General features: G+C 58.5%; 16 protein-coding genes. 4 read left to right on the top strand and 12 right to left on the bottom strand.

Annotation, left to right across the window (positions count from 1 at the left end):
• Positions 1-35: 35 nt before the first annotated feature.
• From ACYQ15_RS01530 to ACYQ15_RS01515, 4 genes are all read right to left on the bottom strand, one after another.
• Positions 36-2,216, bottom strand: a complete 2,181-nt coding sequence (locus ACYQ15_RS01530) for a DNA translocase FtsK (protein ID WP_459935770.1) — start codon at positions 2,214-2,216, stop codon at positions 36-38.
• 48 nt (positions 2,217-2,264) lie between these two features.
• On the bottom strand, positions 2,265-2,822 hold the full coding sequence (efp, locus tag ACYQ15_RS01525) for an elongation factor P (protein WP_459935769.1): 558 nt from the start codon (positions 2,820-2,822) through the stop codon (positions 2,265-2,267).
• 3 nt (positions 2,823-2,825) lie between these two features.
• A complete protein-coding gene (locus ACYQ15_RS01520) occupies positions 2,826-3,320 on the bottom strand; it encodes a type II 3-dehydroquinate dehydratase (protein WP_459935768.1) in 495 nt (164 codons plus the stop codon).
• Between the two features lie 376 nt (positions 3,321-3,696).
• The gene (locus tag ACYQ15_RS01515) at positions 3,697-4,530 is read right to left on the bottom strand and encodes a tRNA (adenine-N1)-methyltransferase (protein ID WP_459935767.1); all 834 of its coding nucleotides are present in this window, start codon (positions 4,528-4,530) and stop codon (positions 3,697-3,699) included.
• 385 nt (positions 4,531-4,915) lie between these two features.
• Here ACYQ15_RS01515 and ACYQ15_RS01510 point away from each other — a divergent pair, with 385 nt between their 5' ends.
• From ACYQ15_RS01510 to hemW, 4 genes are all read left to right on the top strand, one after another.
• Entirely contained in the window at positions 4,916-5,944 is a 1,029-nt protein-coding gene (locus tag ACYQ15_RS01510; protein WP_459935766.1) for a radical SAM protein, read from the top strand.
• A 305-nt stretch (positions 5,945-6,249) separates the two neighbouring features.
• Positions 6,250-7,719 (top strand): Rne/Rng family ribonuclease, encoded by a 1,470-nt coding sequence (locus ACYQ15_RS01505; protein ID WP_459935765.1) that lies wholly within the window; start codon positions 6,250-6,252, stop codon positions 7,717-7,719.
• 12 nt (positions 7,720-7,731) lie between these two features.
• Positions 7,732-8,352: an epoxyqueuosine reductase QueH gene (locus tag ACYQ15_RS01500; protein WP_459935764.1), complete on the top strand. Its 621-nt coding sequence runs from the start codon at positions 7,732-7,734 to the stop codon at positions 8,350-8,352.
• 15 nt (positions 8,353-8,367) lie between these two features.
• On the top strand, positions 8,368-9,564 hold the full coding sequence (gene hemW, locus ACYQ15_RS01495; protein ID WP_459935763.1) for a radical SAM family heme chaperone HemW: 1,197 nt from the start codon (positions 8,368-8,370) through the stop codon (positions 9,562-9,564).
• A 381-nt stretch (positions 9,565-9,945) separates the two neighbouring features.
• Here the strand turns inward: hemW and rpsT are convergent, their stop codons facing one another.
• From rpsT to mfd, 8 genes are all read right to left on the bottom strand, one after another.
• Positions 9,946-10,212 carry a 30S ribosomal protein S20 gene (gene rpsT / locus ACYQ15_RS01490; RefSeq protein ID WP_459935762.1) on the bottom strand — a complete coding sequence of 89 codons (267 nt, stop codon included), beginning with the start codon at positions 10,210-10,212 and terminating at the stop codon, positions 9,946-9,948.
• A gap of 305 nt (positions 10,213-10,517) precedes the next feature.
• Positions 10,518-12,620 (bottom strand): glycine--tRNA ligase subunit beta, encoded by a 2,103-nt coding sequence (glyS, locus tag ACYQ15_RS01485; RefSeq protein ID WP_459935761.1) that lies wholly within the window; start codon positions 12,618-12,620, stop codon positions 10,518-10,520.
• Complete coding sequence (glyQ, locus tag ACYQ15_RS01480; RefSeq protein WP_459935760.1) at positions 12,617-13,495, bottom strand: glycine--tRNA ligase subunit alpha; 879 nt, start codon at positions 13,493-13,495, stop codon at positions 12,617-12,619. Before glyQ ends, glyS begins: the two co-directional genes overlap by 4 nt.
• A gap of 284 nt (positions 13,496-13,779) precedes the next feature.
• Complete coding sequence (gene recO / locus ACYQ15_RS01475) at positions 13,780-14,559, bottom strand: DNA repair protein RecO (RefSeq protein WP_459935759.1); 780 nt, start codon at positions 14,557-14,559, stop codon at positions 13,780-13,782.
• An 87-nt stretch (positions 14,560-14,646) separates the two neighbouring features.
• Positions 14,647-15,678, bottom strand: a complete 1,032-nt coding sequence (locus ACYQ15_RS01470) for a helix-turn-helix domain-containing protein (RefSeq protein WP_459935758.1) — start codon at positions 15,676-15,678, stop codon at positions 14,647-14,649.
• A gap of 298 nt (positions 15,679-15,976) precedes the next feature.
• Positions 15,977-16,891, bottom strand: coding sequence for a SurA N-terminal domain-containing protein (locus ACYQ15_RS01465; protein WP_459939535.1), 915 nt, complete (start codon positions 16,889-16,891; stop codon positions 15,977-15,979).
• A gap of 143 nt (positions 16,892-17,034) precedes the next feature.
• Complete coding sequence (locus tag ACYQ15_RS01460; RefSeq protein WP_459935757.1) at positions 17,035-17,976, bottom strand: SurA N-terminal domain-containing protein; 942 nt, start codon at positions 17,974-17,976, stop codon at positions 17,035-17,037.
• 5 nt (positions 17,977-17,981) lie between these two features.
• Entirely contained in the window at positions 17,982-21,467 is a 3,486-nt protein-coding gene (gene mfd, locus ACYQ15_RS01455; protein WP_459935756.1) for a transcription-repair coupling factor, read from the bottom strand.
• Between the last annotated feature and the right edge of the window lie 123 nt (positions 21,468-21,590).

Below are 21,590 nucleotides of genomic sequence, written 5' to 3'. Positions count from 1 at the left end.
GATGGGAGTGATCGATGCGCGGAAAGCGCTCAACATCACCCTTTCTTGGACTTGATCACGGATCGAGGCTTACTGCCCTCCTGGGCCCCGAGCAGACCATCCTTTTCCATCTGCTCGATGAACCGCGCCGAGCGGTTGAAGCCGATGCGAAACCGACGTTGAAGCAGCGAGATGGAAGCCCGCCCCTGCTCCAGAACGAACTCCACCGCCTGACTGTAGACAGGGTCGTCCACCACGTCCGCGCCTTCCGGCATCACGCCGTTCTTGGCCGGCTCTTCCTTGGACCATTCGCTGAAATCCAGGTCGAAGCTGGGCGGCTGCTGTTCATGCCACGCCTGAACCACGGCCGCGATTTCCTCGTCCCCGACAAAAGCGCCGTGCATGCGCTGCAGCCGCCCGGCGCTGGGCTTGAACAGCAAGTCGCCCTGCCCCAGCAGATGTTCCGCTCCCACCGTATCCAGAATGGTTCGCGAATCGTGTTTCGAGGTGACCTGGAAACTGATCCGGCTGGGGAAGTTGGCCTTGATCAAGCCGGTGACCACGTCCACCGAGGGCCGCTGGGTGGCCAGAATCATGTGGATGCCCGAGGCCCGGGCCAGCTGGGCCAGGCGGACGATGTTGACCTCCACTTCCTTGGCCGCGGTGAGCATCAGGTCCGCCAATTCATCGATGATGATCACCAGATAGGGCATGGCCCGCTGCTCGGCTGCTTCCTCCGGCGGCATGGCCGCCACCTTCTGCTGATAGGCTGCGATATGCCGCACTCCCAGCGAAGCCATGGCCTCGTAGCGGGCGTCCATCTCGGCCATGGCCCAGTCCAGGGCGCTCTTGGCCATGGACATTTCCGTGACCACCGGATGCACCAGGTGCGGCAGGTCGGCATAGACGGCCAATTCGATGCGCTTGGGATCCACCAGCAGAAACTTCACTTCATCCGGCCTGGCCTTGTACAGGATGCTCAGAATCATGGAGTTCAGCCCGACGCTCTTGCCGGCTCCTGTGGCGCCGGCCACCAGCAGGTGCGGCATGCGGGCCAGATCCGCGACCACGGGCAGTCCCTCAATATCCTTGCCGATGGCGATGGTCAGCTTGGATTTCGAATTCCGGAACGCATCGGACTCCAGAATTTCCCGCAGCCAGACCGACTGGCGATGCTCGTTGGGGATCTCCACTCCCACGGCGTCCTTGCCCTGCAGATTGGCGACAACACGCACGGAAGAGGCCTTGAGACCCAGGGAGAGATCGTCGCTCAATCCGGTGATCCGGCTGATTTTCACGCCGGGCGCCGGCTTGTACTCGAACATCGTGATCACCGGGCCGGGCTGGATATGCTGGACCTCGCCCTGCACGCCGAAATCCGCCAGACAGCTTTCCAGGGCCTGGCCCATTTCCTTGAGGCGTTGCGGAGAAGTCCGCGGCTGCTTGCGATCAGGAACGGCCAGGATGTCCAGGCTCGGAAAGCGCGGCAGCCCCTTGTCCTCCGGCTCAGGTTTGGACTGCTTCGTCGACCCGACTTTGGAGAGCATTGAGCTTTTCGGCTCTTTTTTTGCCGACTGCTTTTTCGCCCCAGGCAACTGAAAGCCTTCCAGCAAGGAAGCCGGCATGTCGGCATTGCTCTTTCGTGGCTGTTTGACTTTTTCAGGGCGTGGTTGAAAAGCGCGATGCAGCCACAAGGCCAGCCCGTCACCCCACCTTGTCCAGTACAGGCCGAAGAGCAGCTGTGAGGCCAGAAAAACCAGAAACAACCAGAGCAGCATGGCGCCCCGTTCCTTGAGCAAGGCAATCCCCAAGGCGTGGAGCTGATCGCCGAAGTATCCGCCGCCCTGGATCCCAGCAATGGAAACGGTCTCCACGACCCAGGGGTGACTGCTTGCCGCCAGCAAGGCCAGACCCAGGAGCAGCAGGCCGACCCACCGCCACCATGGAGGCTGCCAGAAACGCCAGACGCTGGTCACGGCCAGCCAAACGAACAGGACGGGGAAGACAAACGCCGCCAGTCCAAACAAATCCACGATCAGGCCGGCGACATAGGCTCCGACGATACCGGCATGGTTATGGATGGTGGCAACATTGGAAGCTTGCTGATTGAAGGACGGATCCTGCGGATGATAGCTGGACAGGCTCAGGAAGAGAAACGCCGCGATAAACAGCAGGGTCAGTGCACAGACTTCCCGGAGCAGACGCGTCTCATTTCCAGTCGTGGAATCGGCGGACAATTGGGATGGACTCATGAATCGTTGGAAAAACCTTCAAGGCGTGGCCCGTTACTCACGGCTGATGTAGGCTCCGCTACGGGTATCGACCTTGATCCGGTCGCCTTGGTTGATGAACAGCGGGACGTTTACGGACAATCCTGTTTGCACCACGGCGGGCTTGGTGGCGCCGCTGACCGTGTCGCCCTTCAAACCGGGATCGGTTTCAGTGACTTCGAGGACCACGGACGCCGGCAGGTCCATGTCAATGGCCTGGCCGCGAAAGAGCAGCACCTTGACATGCTGGCCGTCCAGCAAATAGCGGCCTTTATCGCCGGCCTGCTCCTCGGTCACGCTGAGCTGCTCGTAGGTGGTCATGTCCATGAACACATATCCGGTTCCGTCATGATACAAGAACTGCATTTCCCGGGTTTCCAGATCGGGTTTGGCGAATTTTTCGCCTGAGCGGTAGGTCTGGTCAATCATGCGGCCGGTCAGGATATTGCGCAGTTTGGTGCGCACGAACGCGCCGCCCTTGCCGGGTTTGACATGCTGAAACTCCACGATTTCATACGGAACGTCGTCGATTTCGAGTTTCAGTCCGCGCTTGAAGTCAGTCGTTGAAGGCATGGGTCATCCCTTGAATTGGGTTGAAGATTCAGGCTGATCCGCCATGGACGTGGTCCAGCGGAGCCAAAGAGTTTGGATGGCCAAGGCGTAACTCAAAAGACCAAAACCGGAGATCACGCCGATGCATTGCGGAGCGATCAGGCTGACATGGCGCATTGATTCGCTTCTGGCCAGGATGTTGCTCAGATGCACCTCGACGCAGGGTGGATCAATCCAGGCCAGGCAATCGGCCAGGGCCAGACTTGTATGCGTGTAGGCGCCGGCATTCAGCGCCACGCCATGGGTGCTCTCCCTGTGGGCCTGCTCCAGACGGTCAATGATCTGTCCCTCGCCGTTGGCCTGAAAAAAAAGCAGCTCAACTTCATCCGCCGCCTGGCCCATGAGCATTTCCAGAAGATCCGGGAGATCCCGCATGCTCTGGGTTCCATAGATATGCGGCTGACGCTGCCCGAGATGACCAAGATTCGGTCCGTTCAGAACGAGGATTCGGCAAGTCATGACAGTTCGTTTCCAAAGGAGGCGAGAAGCCGGAGCTGATACGATCCGACGCCGAGGAAAGGGTTCAGGCTCGAGAAATGAGATGCACCAAAAGCAACGTGTTTTCTAGCTGGTTGCGTAAAAAATCGCAACATGGCGGCAAAATAACTACTCAGCACTTTCAGGATAGGACTGGAGTGTTCCGGGATTGTCTCGTTTTTTCGGCATCGCCTGTCTGATTGAGCCAGGATTCGTTCATCGAACCATTGCGGAACGCCCGCAGCGCCGGATGAGGTTTATTCGAGCAATGGTTCGACGTTACGAAGCCGGAGAAGAAGTTGCGATGCCGAAAAATCGAGACAATCCGGAACGCAGCTGAATAGTTACGGCAAAATGTTCAATTGATGTCAGCCGGATCCGCGACCTCCGTCTCCGTCACGTCCGGTTCCTCATTCCTTGCCTTCGCCTTGAGGCCTTCATGTCTGGCGAAAACAAGAAAGCCGGTGTGGGCAACCATCCGGTCGTCCGGCCGCAGCCGTTCCGCCACGGGTTTGTATCGCCGCAACAGGATTTCCAGAACTTCGATGTCTTCGAAAGGACCTTGATCCAGCGCGGTGAGCAGGGAACTGACCTGGTTGGTGGTGGGCAGCAGGAATCCCAGCGGCGCACCGGGCATGATCGCCGCCACGGCCTGGTCGAGAAAGTCCCATGGCGTGCGCACGTCCAGGAACAGGGCGTCCACATTGGTCTGCGCAAAACCTTCCGCGATATTTTGATTGAACTGTTCAACCCGATTTCCAAGCCCGGCCCAGCCGAGATTCTCCCCGCACAACCGGAAGAACTCCTCCCGCTGTTCATAGGTGTAAACCCGTCCGTGGTCGCCGACATACCAGGCCAAGGCCGTGGTCAGGGAGCCCGATCCGCTGCCGGCCTCGATCACCCTGCAGCCGGGAGCGATGCCCAGCTTGAGGAGAATGTAGCCGATCTCCTTGGGATAGATGATCTGGGTCCGACGTTTGAGCATCTTCACCAGATCGTACAGACTGGGCTTGAGCAGCCGAAACGGATGGCCGAGATGGGTCAGCACTTCCTCGCCGTACCCGGCCTGGAGCAGCGCCTCGTGCTGAAGGACCCCGAAATGGGTCTGCATTGTTTCGCCTTCGCGAATTTTTCGAATATAACGCTTGCCTTGCGGACAGACCAGCATTACCAGATCACCTGGATTGAGCATGATGCCTCCTGAATGAAAGATTTGAGCTGGTATGTGCTGATCCTTGTCGTGTCAAGGTCATCCTGCCCGGCTGATGCGCCATGATTGCCCTCATTATTTTTGAAGCATGTCGTCCGCATCATAGCTTGTGGCTTTCTCACATATTTAAGGGAGAAGCTGATAATGGACGGAATGCAAGGATCAGATCACCAGCAATGAACAAAGTATCTATTCAGCATAATTGAGAAAGACGACCTGGATACCGGCGTTCGCCGGTATGACTGAGGTGGAAACGTCTTGCTAAGATAAGTCATTCCGGCGAAAGCCGGAATCCAGTGCAGGTAAATGACAAGGCGCCGGATATGCTGAATAGTCACCAAAAACATAGCAACGTTAGAGAAATATATTGAAACCCGTTCCCCATTTCAAAACCTTATACGGACCGGTTCGTTCCGGCCGACTCGGACTCTCGCTGGGCGTGGATCTTCTGGGCAAGCGCATCTGTTCCCTTGACTGCATCTACTGCGAAGTGGGACCGACCCGTGTCCATACTTTGCATCGTCGGCCCTACATGCCGGCCAAAACCATCCTGGATGAACTTCACGCCTGGAAAACGCAGCAGCTCCCGAAGCCCGACTACCTCACCCTGGGCGGACTCGGCGAACCATGCCTGAATTCCGAGCTGGAGCAGATCATCGCCGGCTGCCGGGACATTTTTCCGGACATTCCCGTGGCCGTGCTGACCAACTCCACCCTGTTTCCCGATCCTGCCGTACGCCGGGAACTGACCGGCGCCCAGGTGGTTCTGCCCTCCATGGACACCCTTGTGCAAAGTGAGTTTCTGAGGATAAACAAGCCCTGCAAGGACGTTGTCCTGAACAACATGATCACCGGATTGCTGGATTTCCGGCAGGACTATTCCGGACGGATATTTCTTGAAATTCTCCTGACCAGAGGCGTCAACGATTCAGCGGAGAACCTGGCCCTGCTCCGGGAGTTCATTCCGCGGCTGCAACCTGACCGGGTGGACGTGGTCACCATGACCAGGCCGGGAGCCTCGCCCCTGGCTGAAGCGGTCAGCGACATGACGCTGAAGGAATGGCGCTCCGCTCTGAGCCCCGCCGCTCACATGGACGTCCGCACACATGCCGGGCAGAACCAATCCGACGAGGATGCCGGGACGGCTTCCCTCTCCGGCTCTGTTGACGAATCCTGGGCAAAAACGCTGCCCAAAGCCGGTGAATTGACGGACGACGCAGCCCGGGAACTGATCCTCAACTCCCTGCGCCGACGTCCGCAGACCATAAATCAGGTCCGCGCCGCTCTGGGACTGAACGCCTCTCAGGCCGAAGCCCTTTTCGCCGACCTGTTCGCCCAGGGCCATATCCGCCACGCCCATGAACTGGGGGAGGATTTTTACCAGGTTTCTCCGTGATTTTTAGCGACATGCTTCCGAATCACTTCGGAAGACAATATTTCCGGCAACTCTTCAGCAATCATTGCTCACATGATAATGATCACGTTATGGCGATTTGCTTGCTGAACAGGTAACAGCTCAATATATTGGGCAATGGGACATCGACGAACAACACCTGGATTCCGACTTCCGTCGGAATGACAACGAGAGCAGCTTGCTCATGTCGAGTTCATCCCGGCAAAAGCCGGCGTCCATTCGAAACTGCCCGTAGCTGTTGAGCCGTTGCCTGAAGAGATGCCACACTTTTTGATCAAGGAACGACAATGCCGACTCCAAAAAAACGCAAAAAAATGTTCATCAGCGTCCTGCCGGGTGAACAGGTTGAGCTGATCCTGGCCGAGGACGGCAAAATTACCGACTACTTCATCGAGATGCTGCACCAGGCCAAAACCAAGGGCAACATCTACAAAGGCACCGTCAATAACATTGACACGGCCCTGCAGGCCGCCTTCATCAACTACGGCGAAGACCGTAACGGCTTCCTGCAGATCGACGAAGTCCATCCCGAGTACTACCTCACGGAACACAAGCCGGAAAACGGCCGCAAGTATCCGCCGCTCCAGAAAGTGCTCAAACCCGGACAGGAACTGCTGGTCCAGGTGGTCAAGGAGCCGACGGTGAACAAGGGCGGCTTTTTGACCACGTACCTGTCCCTGGCCGGGCGCTTTCTCGTGCTCACCCCAGGCCAGGACCAGCTCGGCGTGTCCCGCAAGATCGAGGACGACGAGGAACGCACCCGGCTCAAGGATATTCTGCGCGAGCAGGATCTGGGTGTAGGCATCGGCCTGATTGCCCGGACCAACAGCGAAGGCCAAAGCAAGACCAACCTGCTCAAGGATCTGCAATTTTTAAAGCGGCTCTGGAAGGACGTGCGCAAGAAAGGCATGACCGAGCAGGCTCCCGTGCTCATTTATCAGGAAAAGGAACTGGCTTTCCGGGCGGTGCGCGACTACCTGACCACGGACGTATCCGAGATCTGGATCGACCACCCCGAAACCGCCGATCTGGTCAAGGAATTCGTCTCCCTGACCTTCCCCCGCCGTCAGAGCATGGTCAAGCTGCACGCGGACACGGACCGCACGCTGTGGGAACGCTTCAACCTGGAAAAGCAACTGGAGCAGCTTTTCGGCCGCGACGTCGCTCTGCCCAGCGGCGGTCGCCTGGTCTTCGACCAGACCGAAGCCCTGATGGCCGTGGACGTGAATTCCGGAAAGATCAGCGGCACCAATTTCAATGAAATGGTTTTCAAGACGAACATGGAAGCTGCCCAGGAGATCGGCCAGCAGCTCCGGATGCGGGACGTGGGCGGCCAGATCGTCATCGACTTCATCGAAATGCGCGACCCTAAGCACCGCCGGGAAGTGGAAAAGGAACTCAAGGCCGCACTCAAGGTGGACAGGGCCCGGGTGGACGTGGGCCGGCTTTCCAAGTTCGGCCTTCTGGAAATGGTCCGACAGCGCCTGGGCTCGTCGGCCCTGTCCGTCAGCACCGAACCCTGCCCGCACTGCAAGGGCTGGGGATTGCGCCGAAACATGGAATGGCGGGCCCTGCAGGCCTTGAAGGACATCTACCGGAAACTGCGCGCCAAGAACTGCCCGGCCCCTTTGGAATACCGAACCGACGCGGAACTGGCCCTGTATCTGCTGAACAACAAGCGCATCATGATCAAGGATCTGGAGGACCGTTTCCAGAACGCAATTCTCGTGTACAGCGAGAACTGCCAGGGGCAGTGAGGATGCTTCGGCATGTCCGGAACAATTCAATGCCGCAATCAGTGCAGGCCATCTGAAAAGCTCCTGCTGCACATCTGCTGCGGTCCCTGCGCCTTGATTCCGGTTCGCGAACTGCGTTCCGAGGGCTTGGACCCTGACGGACTGTTCTACAACCCGAACATTCATGGTGTGAGCGAATATCTGCAGCGCCGCGAAACGTTGCAACAGGCGGCGCGCAGACTGAATCTGCGCATCACCTGCCTGGACGACGAATATGATCCGCGTCGGTTTTTCCAAGCCGTGGCCGGTCGTGACGACGACCGCTGCCCGTACTGCTACCGACTGCGCCTGGAACGGACGTTCCAGTTTGCCCGCCAGCACGGCTACTCCTGCGTCAGCACCACCCTGCTCTACAGCAAATACCAAAACCGGGAAGCCATCCTGACCGCGGGCCGGGAACTGCAGGACCGCACCGGCATCCGCTTCCTCGGTCGGGATTTCCGTCCGGGCTGGCAGGAAGGCGTCGACTTGTCGAGACAGTGGGAGCTTTACCGCCAGCCCTACTGCGGCTGCCTGTACAGCGAACTGGATCGCCGCCGCAAGGTGCTTCGCCGCCTCGCCGCGCAATCAGCTGCATCACCGGATGCATCCTGAAATGACCTTCGACTGATGCGGCTCTACATCCACATCCCTTTTTGCCGCAGCAAATGCGGCTACTGTTCCTTCTTTTCTCTTGCCGGGGTTGATGCGCCCGCCTTGGACGCATATGTCGATTTGCTTGTTCAGGAGATCGCTCTCTGGAATCGACGCTTCCAGCTCACCCCGGCCAGTCGGCCCGTCAGATCCATCTACTTCGGCGGCGGCACCCCCAGCCTGCTCTCCCTGGACCAGCTGCGACGCGTAGCCGATGCACTGGAGCAGACATTTCATTGGCCACCGGAGTTGGAGTGGAGCCTGGAAGCCAATCCTGATTCCGCGGCGGATCTGGAATATCTGCGCGGCCTGCTCGGACTGGGCGTGAATCGTCTCAGTCTTGGACTGCAAAGCCTGGACAACAAGAGACTTGGCCTTCTCGGCAGACGCCACCAGTCCGCCCAGGGGCTCAAGGCCGTGGAACTGGCCCGCCGCGCCGGATTCGGCAACATCAGCCTGGACCTGATCTGGGGACTGCCCGGACAACGGGCGCTGGAATGGCTGCGCGAACTGGAAAACATCCTCAAGCTCCAGCCGGAACATCTCTCCTGCTACAGCCTGACGCTGGAGCACGACACCCCGCTGGCCCGGGCTGAAAGCTCAGGAGACATCATTCTGCCCACGGAAACGGAACAGGCCAAGATGTTTCTGCAGGGAACCGAACTGCTGGAGTCGAAGGGATATCTGCAATACGAGATATCCAACTACAGCCGGATGGGCTTCACCTGCCGCCACAACGAGGGATACTGGGGATCGGAAAGCTATCTGGGACTGGGCGCCAGCGCGGTTTCCACGCTGGGCGACCGGCGCTGGGAAAATCCAAAGGACCTGGATGGATACGCCGACCTGGTGCGTACGCAACGCATCGGCGCCGGCGCGACGAGTCTCTCCCGAACCGACCGGATCAAGGAACTGGTCATGCTTTCCCTGCGCACGACCAGGGGCTTGAACCTCAAGGACTACTGCACGATCAGCGGCAATGATTTTCTCCAGCAGCACCGCCGGCTGATCCAGGTCCTGCGCCAAAACGAACTCATCCGTATCCACTCCGGATTCCTGCGCCTCACCAAATCCGGCATGCTGGTCAGCAATGCGATCCTGGAACGGTTCATTGACGCAGTACCCGACGAAGATGTCTCATCCCCCAGGCCCGCTCCAGGACAACGCTTTTAAGGACCATCTAGTCTCGCTTGACGCGATGCTTTATCGAAATCGCAATCGAAATCGATCGTCATTTCAATGGGGAACGGCACAATGATGAAGAAAAAAAATCCGATTTCGATTGCGATTTCGATTTCGATTTCGAGACAGACAAGCAATAACAAATAACTGACAACCGATAACTGATAACTGATAACTGATAACTGACAACTGATAACCGATAACTGACAACCGATAACCGATAACTGACAACCGATAACCGATAACTGACAACCGATAACCGATAACAGTTAAACCATAACCAATCCCGTCTTCCAGACCAACTGCTTCCCAACGACAAAAAGCCCGTCACGGCATGCCGTGACGGGCTTAAAAAATGGTGCGTGAAGAACGCTAGGCCTGGATTCTGTTCACCGCGGCAGTCAGACGGGACACCCGGCGGGCCGCGTTGCCCCAGTGAATGACCTTCTTGCCGGCGGCCTTGTCCAGAACAGCGGTAGCTTGAATCAATTTAGCCTGAGCCTGTTCCAGGTCGTTTTGCTCCACTGCCTGCCGTACAGCCTTTACGGCGTTCTTGATTCTGGTCTTGGTTGCCTTGTTCCGGGCTTGAGCCTTCAGGCTCTGGCGGTGCCGCTTGATTGCCGATGGATGATTAGCCAATTTCGTTACTCCCTCGAATTTGAATATGTACTACGTCAATTGGTTCCCATGCGTTGAAACCTCTATTACTACCCAACAGATCTGGAAAATGTCAATACCGAGTTTCTGGAAATGTTTAAATCAATCCGTAACTACTCAGCTCGTCCGAGTAAAAGTGGACTGGATACCCGCCTTCGCGGGTATGACTGACTCGGTGACGACATTGAAAAACAAGTCATTCCCGCGAAGGCGGGAATCCAGGTCATGCTTGCTACAAGATTTACAAGTAACCGTTTCCCGCTTTGAAGCTGAATAGTTGCAATCAATCAAACCTGCAGGGCCGGAAAGTCGGCCAGTTTGTCGAACTTGTCCACCAAGGCTTTGAGCAGGTTCAGCCTGTTGATCCGCAGATCCCGCTCCGGGCACATGACCATGACGTGGTCGAACAAGCCGTCCACCAGGGGTTTGATTTCCAGCAGCAATCCCAGCAGTTCCGGATAACCGTCACTGGCCCACAATTCTTCCCAGCGCGGAGCTATGGCTTGCCATGCCTGGGCCAGGGCTTTTTCCTGGGGCTCGGCCAAGAGATCGTCGCGCCACTGGCCGGTCAGCATCTTGCCGTCTTCCGTTTCCATGGCCTGCTTGCGGATGATGTTCGCGGCCCGTTTGAAGGTCTGTACCGAGGCGACAAATTCCTCTTCACGGCTGAACTGCTCCAGGGCCTCGATCCTGGCCTTCAAGGCCCAGATGTCGGCAAAACCGGCGCCCACTGCGGCATCCACGATCCGGGTCGGATACCCTTGGCCATGAAAGTAGGCTTTCAGGCGCTGTCCGAAGAAATCCAGCAGCCTGGACAGGCTTTCTTCCGCGGGAACCTTCCAGGAGACGTGGCCGTAGGTTTGCTGGGCATTGGCCAACAGCGTCTCCAGATCCAGGCGCAAGCCGTGTTCCATGACAATCCGGCTGATGCCAAGGGCGGCCCGGCGCAATGCATAAGGATCGTTGGCCCCGCTGGGGGTCATGTTCAGGCCGAAACACCCGACCAGGGTGTCCGCCTTATCCGCCAGGGCCAGCAACGCGCCCAGGCGGCTTCCGGGCGTGGGGCTGTCCGGACCGGCGGGCAAATACTGTTCCGCAATGGCCTTTGCCACCGTCTCGGATTCTGCCTGACGCCGGGCATAGATTCCGCCCATGGTCCCCTGCAGCTCGGCAAACTCCTTGACCATTTCGGACACCAGATCCATTTTGGCCAGCAACCCGGCCCGGGCGGCCTCCGCCGTGCTCTCCGGCAGCACGATCTCGGCCAAGATCCGGGTCAGTTGTTCCAGACGGCGGCACTTGTCGCCCATGCTACCCAAAGGAGCCAGGAAAACCACGCTCTCCAGCATGGCCAGCCATTTCTCGCTCGAGGCGTTGCAATCCGCCTGAAAAAAGAAGCGGGCGTCTTCCAGCCGGGCCTTGAGCACGCGTTCCCAGCCCTTGCGGACCAGTTGTTCGTCCTTGGGCCGCAGATTGATCACCGTCAAAAAATTCGGCAGCAACCGGCCTGCCGTATCTTCTACTCCGAAGCTTTTCTGGTGCTGCTCCATGCTGGTCAGCAGGACTTCCCGCGGCAACTCCAGATAGGAAGGGTCGAATCCCCCCATAACCGCCACCGGATGCTCCACCAGTTGGACCACCTCGTCCAGCAGCCCCTGCTTCCACACGATCCGGGCCTGTCGGGCGTCGGCCAGGCTGTCGGCCTGGGAGACAATGGTTTCCCGCCTCGCGGCGCTTTGCAGGACCACATGGCCCTGGTCCGCCAGAACATGAAAATACGCACTGGCATCCGACACGCTCCACGGCCCGCGACCGAGAACGCGGTGCCCGTGGGTCATCCTGTCCGAACAGACGCCGGCAAAGCGAACATCCACGATGTCCGGGCCGAGCAGGCACAACATCCAGCGAATCGGCCGGCCAAAGGTGACGTCTCCGTTTGCCCAGCGCATTTTCTTGGGAAAAGCCAGTCCGGAAACGAGTTCCGAAAGAATTCCGGGCAGGATGTTTACCGCGTCGCCGCCGCCGACCTGTTTGCGCAGCGCGGCATACGCCCCTTTGGGTGTTTCATGGGCGAACAATTCAGAGACGTCCGCACCGTGTCCGGCGGCAAAGCCCAGGCCGGGCTTCAGGGGCCGGCCTTCGGCATCAAAGGCGGCCTTCCAGGGCGGTCCGATGAACAACTCTTCGACCACATCCTGCGTCCGCCTCATGGAGGGGCAGAACACCGTCAATCGGCGAGGCGTAGATGCCGTTTCGATTTCTAGTGCGACAATCCGGGCTGCTTCCAGGGCCTGAGTCAGGTTTGCTGCAAGTTGATTTTCCAGTGCCGCCAGGAACCTGGCCGGAATTTCCTCGGTGCCGATCTCCAAAACAAACGCTGAACTGCTCATGATGCACCCCCGGCAAGCATTGGAAAGCCCAGTTCTTCACGCTGAGCCGCGTACAGCCGGGCGACCCGGGAAGCCAGCTTGCGGACCCGGGCGATGTATCCGGTGCGTTCGGTGATGGAAATGGCCCCGCGGGCATCAAGCATGTTGAAGGTGTGGGAACATTTCAGGCAGTAGTCATAGGCAGGCCAGGGCTGACCGGCTTCTCCCAGGCGCGTGCTTTCCGCCTCGTACATGTCAAAAAGTTGCGAGAGCATGGCTGCGTCGCTGAGTTCAAAATTGTACCGAGATTGTTCCACTTCACTCTGGTGATGGACCTGACCGTAGGTGACGTCGCGATTCCATTGCAGATCGTAGACCGATTCCTTTTCCTGGAGGTACATGGCCAACCGCTCCAGGCCATAGGTGATCTCCACGCTGACGGGTTTCAGGTCAATGCCTCCGACCTGCTGAAAATAGGTGAACTGGGTCACTTCCATCCCGTTGAGCCAGACTTCCCAGCCCAGTCCCCAGGCGCCAAGGGTCGGCGATTCCCAGTCGTCCTCCACGAACCGGATGTCGTGCTCATCCGCGCGAATGCCCAAAGCGGCCAGACTTTCCAGGTACATCTCCTGAACATTGTCCGGCGAGGGTTTCATGATCGCCTGGAACTGGTAGTAATGCTGCAGGCGATTCGGATTTTCCCCGTACCGGCCGTCCGTGGGTCTGCGCGACGGCTCCACGTAGGCCACGTTCCAGGGCTCCGGCCCGATGACCCGCAGGAAGGTGGCCGGATTGAAGGTTCCCGCGCCCACTTCCACGTCATAGGGTTGTTGAATGACGCACCCCCGCTGCCCCCAATACGTCTGCAGCGTGAAAATAATGTCTTGAAAATACATGGCGATTCCTGGCTTAAATGTTGAGGATGTAACCGAAGGAGCTGCTGCTGGACCGGAACAGGGCAACCACTCGCATGTCGCTTGTCCGGCAGTCGCGCGCAGACAGGATTCACCATGCCCGCCCGTATCTGAGTGTTGAAAAAGTCCTTTTCCAGCAGTTCGTTCAAAAACCCCAAGTGCAAGGAGCAAAAAAAGTTCAAGGTCGAAGCGTATTTACTCATACGTGAGAGTTTGAACTTTTTGCGGCGACGCAGCAATTGGGGATTTTTCAACGGACTGGCATGCTATGCCGCCACAAAACGGCCTTGGCTCCAGCGCAGGCCGAGATGGTGCCGTACGTAACCGTCCACAACCTGAAAAATTTCACCCCGCGTGGCCGCGGACATGGGAATCCGGGCCCATTGGTCAGGTCGGCTGGTGACAAGACTGCCCAGGATGACCTGGGTTTCCGGACCGATTTCCAGATTCCGACCCGCTCCGGGCACACATCGCGCACAGCAGATACGCCCCTTGTCCAGGGCCAGGGTCAACCGCTTGCCCGTCTGCTCCGGTTGTTCGTGTCCGCATACGGCACAGGTTTCCAGTTCCGGCGCATACCCGTGGTCAAAGCAGATCCTGGCGCGAAACAACTGCAAAAACACCGGCGAAACATTCTCGGCCTGATCCAGAACCTCCAGAGTCTCCAGCAAAAGTGCGTACACGCCCGGGGCTTCTTCCGGTGTGATGCGCAGAGCCTGCAAAAAACTCAAACAGTTGGCGGCGAGGCCGGTCCGGGCGGCGTCATGGCGCAGGCGGGGAAACATGCGCAGCAATGTGCCTTCTTCCAGGGTACAGCAGCCCTTGGCCGGGAAAAAGCGAACCTTGAACAGCACGCTGTTCAAGGCATCCAGGCATCCGCAAAAACGACGTCGGCTCCGGGAGCCGCCAAAGGCCAAGGCAGTGGTCAAGCCGAGGGCCGGCGAGAAGAAACGCACCCAGCAGTCGATCTCCCGAAACCGCCCCACCTTGAATATCAGACCTTCGCCGGTCCATTCCCGTTGCACGGAAAACTCTTTCCAACTCACTTGGTTTCGTGACGGCCCGTCAGTGGCATTGGATCAGTCCAGCAGGCCCTGCCCACCATCATCTCCCCGAACCTGCCGGCAAGCTATTCAGGGAAACCGTACCACCATCACCTCGCCGGAGCGGGCGGAGAGCGGCCACGGCCTTCCGTCCAGATACAGGGTGACGCCTCCGGCGTTTCCAAGACGCAATTCCAGGTTGTTTTCAAAAGAAATCACGAATCTCTCGCCGGGCCGCAAGAAAGCCTCCCGGGGACGATTGGTGTCAGCCTGGGCGGAAAGCCAGCAGTTTTCATGAGCCCTGATCTCCAAGGTCTTTTCAACGCCGGCAGGGGCCACGACGGCCTGTTGCGGAGCGGCCGGACTTGCCGGTTCGGGACGTTCCGCCGGATCCGGTTCCTGGGGTGCGACCGGCTCGCTCAGCGGCGTCTCGGCCTGGTCCGCGGGAGACGGATCTTCTTCCGTCATGGGAGGCGAATCCTGGAGATCGTTGCCAACCCCGGAGTGCAGTTCGGGCAAGGTTTCATCTTCCAGAGCCTCGCTGTCGGTTTCTTCAGCCAGGGACGGAAACGGAGAAGCCAGGGGAGCCGGTTCAAAACCCGCGTCGGGACTGAAGGCGTCACCCTGGATTTCTCTTTCGGAATCCGGAGTCCCGGTGGCAAATTGTTCCCCGGGCGGAGCGTAAGCCGGCGGTGCTTCCGGAGCCTCGCTCTGGTATGCCGAACGCAGATTGTTCTGAAAGAACCAGACCGCTCCGGCGCCGACGAACACCAGCAGGAGCAGGACAATCAGGTAATTGACGATCGGCGGCAAACCATGCCGAACCGGGGGAAGATTCTCGGTATCGGCCAGAGCCAGGGCATCGTAGTCCGAATCGTCCTCGGAAACATATATCCGGGCCAGGGCGTTTCCCATCTTGTCCGCGTCCAACCCCAGAAATTTGGCGTAATTCTTGACAAACCCCTTGGCGTATACCGGATGCGGCAGCGCGCTTTCATTGCCCTCTTCGATGGCCTCCAGATTCATGCGGCTGATCTTGGTCTTATCCATGACCTCGGAAATCTCCAGGCCCTGGCGCAGCCGTTCATCTTTCAACATCTTGCCCAATTCTTTCAAATTCATATTTTTTCTCCAAAAAACACGGCAAACTGAATCTGATCGCCCCAATATGCGTCAAGACTTCATCCAGCCCGGATTGTCCGGATAGGACATGGCTGAATGAAGTGCTGGGGGCTTGGAAGGACTGTCGTGCTGGAATGGTTGGTTCAAGTAGTGCTCAATAGAGCTTCCCATCTGAGCCGGACTGGCTTTGGATGAGAATTGACTGAAAACTCCGGAAGATCGCTTGCTTGCGTCGCGCGCGACGACGCAAGCAAAATCTGTTCAGGATAAAGCTTCGGAACCAGCAGAGCTTGTACGCCTAAAGCCGAATGTCAATCAAGGCTCGATTGCGCAAGCTCGCCATGTAACTTTCATAACGTTCCTCCAGCCGCGGCTCCATCAGTATCTCGCGAATCTGATCCTCGACTTCGGCCAGGGGTTTGATCTCACCAGGCTCTTCGTCCATCAACTTCAGGATGGCCGCACGGTCCTGGATGCGAATGATGGAAGAGATTTCGCCCTTTCGGAGCGGCTCCAGGGCACTGCGCCAGTCCGCCGCCAGATCCTGCCATGCCAGCAGCCCCATGTCCCCGCCCTGCTCTGCTCCCGGCCCGCGGGAGTATTCCCGGGCCGCTTCGGCAAAGGTGATTGTGCCGGCATGCAGTCTCGCCAGCACCTCTTCGGCCTGAGCGGGGGAGGCGAACAGGATCAGCCCCAGATGGACCCGTCGCTGCTGGGCGAACTCATCCTTGTTGTTCTCGTAGTAGGCGCGAATCTCGTCCGAGGTGACCACGACCTTGCGCCGGATCATGAAACCTAACAGACGATGCCGCAGCATCTCCTCACGCAATCGACGTTCGTACTGCTCTCTGGTCAACCCCTGGAGCGTGAGAAATTCTTGAAACTGGCTTTCGGTCGCTCCCAACTGTTCTCGAATCTGGCGGATCTGGGTCTGCACCTCCAGGTCCGTGACCTGCATCTCCAGACGCTCCGCCTCCTGCCGAATCAGCACTTCTTCGACCATTCGGTCCAGCAATTGCCGTTTGCCTTCCAACAGAGCCCGTTTGTCCTCATCCCGAAGCTCTCGGCCCTGGAACTGCTCCGCTACGGGACGAAACCGCTGATTCAATTCAAAAAGGGTTATGACCTCGCCATTGACCACCGCCACGATCCTGTCCACCACATTTCCGGCCAGCGCCGGGGAGACGCAGAAAACAAGACCGAGAATCGTCATCAACGCCAATCTGCATATTGAAAAATGTCGCATATGGTTCCATGATTTTTAAAGTCCAAGTAACAACTCGCGAAGCATGTTCCGTGCGAACGTCCGCGGCATGCCGTTACACACCGGCCATCTGCCTGTGGGCAAAAGGCCCCCTAGATGGCAGTTCCTTCAAGAAGATGGTGGTTGATCACGATATTTGCGGATGCCAGAGCATCCGCAAGCCACGCCTCGAAAGCCTGCTCCAGTTTTCGTTCCACCAGAATCCGCTCCACCAACGGATACGCCTGCGCGGGATCAATGATCCGTCCCTGGGTTCTGTCCAGAAGCACCAGGGCATAGTGCCCCTCAGGTTCACGCATCAGGATGCTCGTGGCCTGTACCGGATCCAAATCGCCGAGCAGAGTCTGCCAGTCCGGGGAAAGGTTTTCTTCGCGCAATCTATAGGAGTGTACAACCACTCTGTCAAAACGCTTCCCCAAAATCTCCGGATTCGTTTCCGAGACGGACATTTCCAGGACCTTTTCCACGAGATCCCGTTCCCGGCCATGGATGAAGAGAAATTCCACCCTGGGGTGCAGATAAAAGTCCCCAATATTGTTTTTGTAGTATGCGTCAACTTCCTGATAGTCGATGGAAATGGTTGGACGCAGGACTTTTTGCAGCAGCTTTTCCAGGCTTAAAGTGGCCTTGAGCTGCTCACGCCATCTGTCCAGATGGATGTACTCCTCCACCAGTATCTGCTCGAAGGCCCCTTCGGGATAATCGGCCCGAACCAGTGCCTCCGAGGCATCCAGTTCATTCTCGCTGACGGCAAGGCCGCGCTGCTCCAAAAACTGGGCCACAAGATACTGGACCACGATTTCCGACAGCACCGCCCCATACTCCTGGCGCAAGCGATCCAGCGAGGAGGAGTGCTGCGTTGTTCTGGCGAGATATTTCAAATCATGGGCGGCTTCAAGCTGCGCCATATAGACCGGCTGCCCGTTGATTCGCGCCACAACCCCATCTTCCACCATGGGGGAAGAACACCCTGTTCCGATCACTGCAACGGCCAGGGCGAGAAGGAAAGGGAATGAAAACGGGATGATGCGCATGAAACTCATGAAGGCAACGAGTGCGGTGACATCGCCAGATGGGAAAACTCAACAACGGCTTGCCGTAAATGGATACAATTAGCCGCCTTGTCCGCAAAGCGCAACTCCACCCGATTCGGGGGCAGGAACCGAACGCGGTCCTGGCGCTGCATCACCCAGGGCACAATGGCCTGGAGGACGTTCTGATCCGCGGAATCGGACCAGGCCACCACCACCCTGCCGGGCGCCAGGTCCGCTCTTGCCGCCTTGAGCGTCGACAAGAGCCGCTTCAGCTTGACGACTTCCACAAAGGTCTCCAACTCCTCGGGAAAGTTCCCGAATCGGTCCCGGATCTCGCTTTCCACTTCCAGAGCCGCTTCATCCGTGGCCGCCGAGGACAAGGCCTTGTAGAAGTGCAGCCGATCCCGGGATTCGGGAATGTAATTCTCAGGGATATGGGCCGGAAATGAGACATTCATTTCCGTCTGCCGATCGTCCCGGGGCGCTTCTCCCTTGAGGCGGCTGACCTCGTTTTCCAGCATCTCCAGGAACAGTTCCAGGCCGACCTTGGAAATGGTCCCGGATTGCGTTTCCCCGAGGATGTTTCCCGCGCCGCGCAGCCGCAGATCTTCCATGGCCACGAAGAAACCGGCGCCCAGATAGTCCATGTCCAGAATGACCTGCAGGCGCTTGCGGGTGGATTCCGGCAGCGCATCCAGCTTGTTGACCACGAAATAGGCATACGCCTGACGTTCGCTGCGCCCCACCCTGCCCCGCAACTGATAGAGCTGGCCCAGGCCGAACATCTGGGCCTGATCCACGATCAGCGTATTTGCCCTGGGAAAATCCAGGCCGGACTCGATGATCGCCGTGCAGACCAGGATATCCAGTTCGCCGTGCCAGAACTGGTGCATGCACTTCTCCAGCGCGGTGGGCGCCATCTGGCCGTGGGCTCGCCCGATCCTGGCCTCCGGAGCCAGGGACCGGACGTACTCTTCAACCTGATCCAGGCCCTGGACCCGGTTGTGCACCCAGAAGACCTGTCCGCCCCGCTCCAGTTCCAGCGCCAACGCCTGCCGAAGCATGTCCGCGTTGCGCTCCAGCAGGTAGGTCTGCACCGGCTTGCGGTCCACCGGCGGGGTTTCGATGACGCTCAAAGAACGGATGCCGGACAGGGAGAGCTGCAAGGTTCGGGGAATGGGCGTGGCCGTGAGCGTCAAAACATCGACATTCTTGCGCAATTTTTTCAATTTTTCTTTGTGCTTGACCCCAAAACGCTGCTCCTCGTCCAGGATCAGCAGGCCCAGGTTCGGCAGGTTCACGTCGTCGGAGATCAGACGATGGGTCCCGATCAGGATGTCCACCCGGCCGCGGGCCGCGGCTTCCAGAATCTGCTTCTGCCGGGCCTTAGGGACGAAACGGCTGAGCATGGCCACCTGCACGGGAAAATGCTCCATGCGCGTCCGGAAATTTTGATAGTGCTGCTCCGCCAGGACCGTGGTCGGACAGAGCAGGGCCACCTGCTTGCCGTCCATGACCGCGCGGAATGCGGACCGCATGGCCACCTCGGTCTTGCCGAAGCCCACATCCCCGCATACCAGGCGATCCATGGGCTGGGGCAGATCCATGTCCGTGAACACGTCGTCGATGGCCCGGGACTGATCCGGCGTTTCCTCGAATCCGAAGGAGGCTTCGAAATCGCGGTACATCTCGTTCATGGGACTGTAGGCGTAGCCCTTGGCAATACGCCGGTAGGCATAAATTTCCACGAGATCCTGGGCAATTTTTTCAATGGCCTTGCGCGCCCGCTCCTTGGTCTTGGTCCATTGCGCGCCGCCCAGCCGGTCCAGGACCGGTGAACTTCCTTCCGGGCCTTTGTAGCGCTGCACGAGGTTCAAGCGGTCCACGGGCAGATACAGCTTGTCTTCTCCCGCGTACTCCACCAGCAGATAATCGTTGGCCGCATCGCCGATCCGCACCCGGTGCAGCCCGCCGAACCGACCCAGGCCGTAATCCCGGTGCACCAGCAGATCGCCCGTAGTCAATTCGTCAAAGGAATCCAGTCCGGCAAAGCCCTTCTTGCGCAACTGCCTGGCCGGCCCCTTTTTCTCATCCGGCTGCAGCACGTCCTCGGCCAGGATCAACATGCCGTTCCATTCCAGGTCCATGCCGGTCCGCAACGACGAGCGGATCAGCGAGATCCCGTTGCCGTCCGGATCGAATTCCTGGTTGAAAGCAATGCCCTCCTCATCCAGACGCTTGCCGAAACGGGTCCGGGAATGATCGGAATGAAAGGAGATGAGCACCTGGGGCCGCTCCTCCCGCCATGCGCGCAGGGACTGCATCAGGGTGCTCCAGGGCCGCTGGCGGGCATCGGGTCGCCAGAACAGATCCTGAAACGAGGCGTGATTTTTTTCGGGAAGGTCGATTCCTTGGCGATCCACGCCGATCAGCAGATCCTCGAAAATGATCTGCCGCCGATTGTGCCATGCCAGCCTGGCCGAGGAAGCGGGCTGGATCAGGCTGGACCGCAGCCAGCGGCTGTCAGCCTCGCAGTTAATTTCCCGGGCCACCTCCTCAAGATAGGTTTGCCAGGCCCACTCCCCTTCCTCCAGCCGCGGCCGCAGCTGGGACGAACCGCACAGCAGGAAGACCGTATTATCTGGCAGCCACTGATTCAGCGTCGAGTATTTGTCATAGTAGACTCCCGGCGCCAATAAACCGTCGCCCCGTTCCAGAGCCTGCTGCAGCCTGGCGTGACCTCGGCTGGTGATTTCCCCGGTGGCGTCAAGACGCCGCCACCAGTCATGCGCGGTAGACCGAAGCTGATCCGCCTGCAGGGTCGGAGCAATCGGCAGGATGATTGCATCGAGGATGTCGCCGATGGAGCGCTGCCGGAGCGGATCAAACAGACGCATGCTTTCCAGGGTTTCCCCGAAAAACTCCATCCGCAGCGGCGCGTCGTATCCTGGAGGGAAGACGTCCAGAATGTCTCCGCGCCGGGCCAGCTCGCCGACATCCGCCACCATGGACGACCGGCGATACCCCCAGGTCACGAGCTGCTCCAGGATGACGTCCGGGGAGAGTTCCTCCCCCTGGCTCAAATGCAGAAAAGAATTTTCAACCACATCCTTGGGAGGCCATTTCGGCAAAAAATTCTCCACACTGGTCACCAGGCCGAATGGCCGGGACGCATTATGCAGAGCGAAAAGCGCCATCCAGCGCTGACTCCAGGCTTCAGCGTCAGCCTGCAGGGGATCTTCGGGGGAGTAGGCCGGCAACGAAAACCAGCGCCGCTTCCAGAACACCTCGTGCTCATCCCGGGAAAACAAGCGCACCAGGGCCTGCATTTCCGAAATCTGTCTGGCATCCGGCAGGACCAGCACCACGTTTATCCCCCGGGCCAACAATGCTTCGGCCAGATAGGCCTGGGTCGCGGGACCGCTTTTGTGGACGTACAGGGCGTCCTGGCGACCTCGCAGAAAATCTTGAATATCCTTGGTCAAATACACAAAAAATGATCCTTGCACGATGTTGGTGCGAACGAACTGCCGCATCATCCCAACAATGAAAAAAATGTCAGCCTACGCCGAAACATGGTTGCAAAAATCCAGCAGATCATTACAACAGGCCCG

The organism is Desulfonatronum parangueonense, assembly GCF_054656975.1.
Note: the sequence above shows the minus strand (reverse complement) of the source record. Positions and strands in the feature narration are given on the sequence as shown.

Excerpts from the sequence above, each read along its gene's own strand:
- glyS (WP_459935761.1), bottom strand. The coding sequence starts at position 12,620 with ATGAGCAGTTCAGCGTTTGTTTTGGAGATCGGCACCGAGGAAATTCCG.
- ACYQ15_RS01460 (WP_459935757.1), bottom strand. The coding sequence starts at position 17,976 with ATGCGCATCATCCCGTTTTCATTCCCTTTCCTTCTCGCCCTGGCCGTT.
- ACYQ15_RS01505 (WP_459935765.1), top strand. The coding sequence starts at position 6,250 with ATGCCGACTCCAAAAAAACGCAAAAAAATGTTCATCAGCGTCCTGCCG.
- ACYQ15_RS01520 (WP_459935768.1), bottom strand. The coding sequence starts at position 3,320 with ATGACTTGCCGAATCCTCGTTCTGAACGGACCGAATCTTGGTCATCTC.
- ACYQ15_RS01500 (WP_459935764.1), top strand. The coding sequence starts at position 7,732 with ATGTCCGGAACAATTCAATGCCGCAATCAGTGCAGGCCATCTGAAAAG.
- glyQ (WP_459935760.1), bottom strand. The coding sequence starts at position 13,495 with ATGTATTTTCAAGACATTATTTTCACGCTGCAGACGTATTGGGGGCAG.
- ACYQ15_RS01470 (WP_459935758.1), bottom strand. The coding sequence starts at position 15,678 with ATGAATTTGAAAGAATTGGGCAAGATGTTGAAAGATGAACGGCTGCGC.
- hemW (WP_459935763.1), top strand. The coding sequence starts at position 8,368 with ATGCGGCTCTACATCCACATCCCTTTTTGCCGCAGCAAATGCGGCTAC.
- efp (WP_459935769.1), bottom strand. The coding sequence starts at position 2,822 with ATGCCTTCAACGACTGACTTCAAGCGCGGACTGAAACTCGAAATCGAC.
- ACYQ15_RS01465 (WP_459939535.1), bottom strand. The coding sequence starts at position 16,891 with ATGACGATTCTCGGTCTTGTTTTCTGCGTCTCCCCGGCGCTGGCCGGA.
- ACYQ15_RS01515 (WP_459935767.1), bottom strand. The coding sequence starts at position 4,530 with ATGCTCAATCCAGGTGATCTGGTAATGCTGGTCTGTCCGCAAGGCAAG.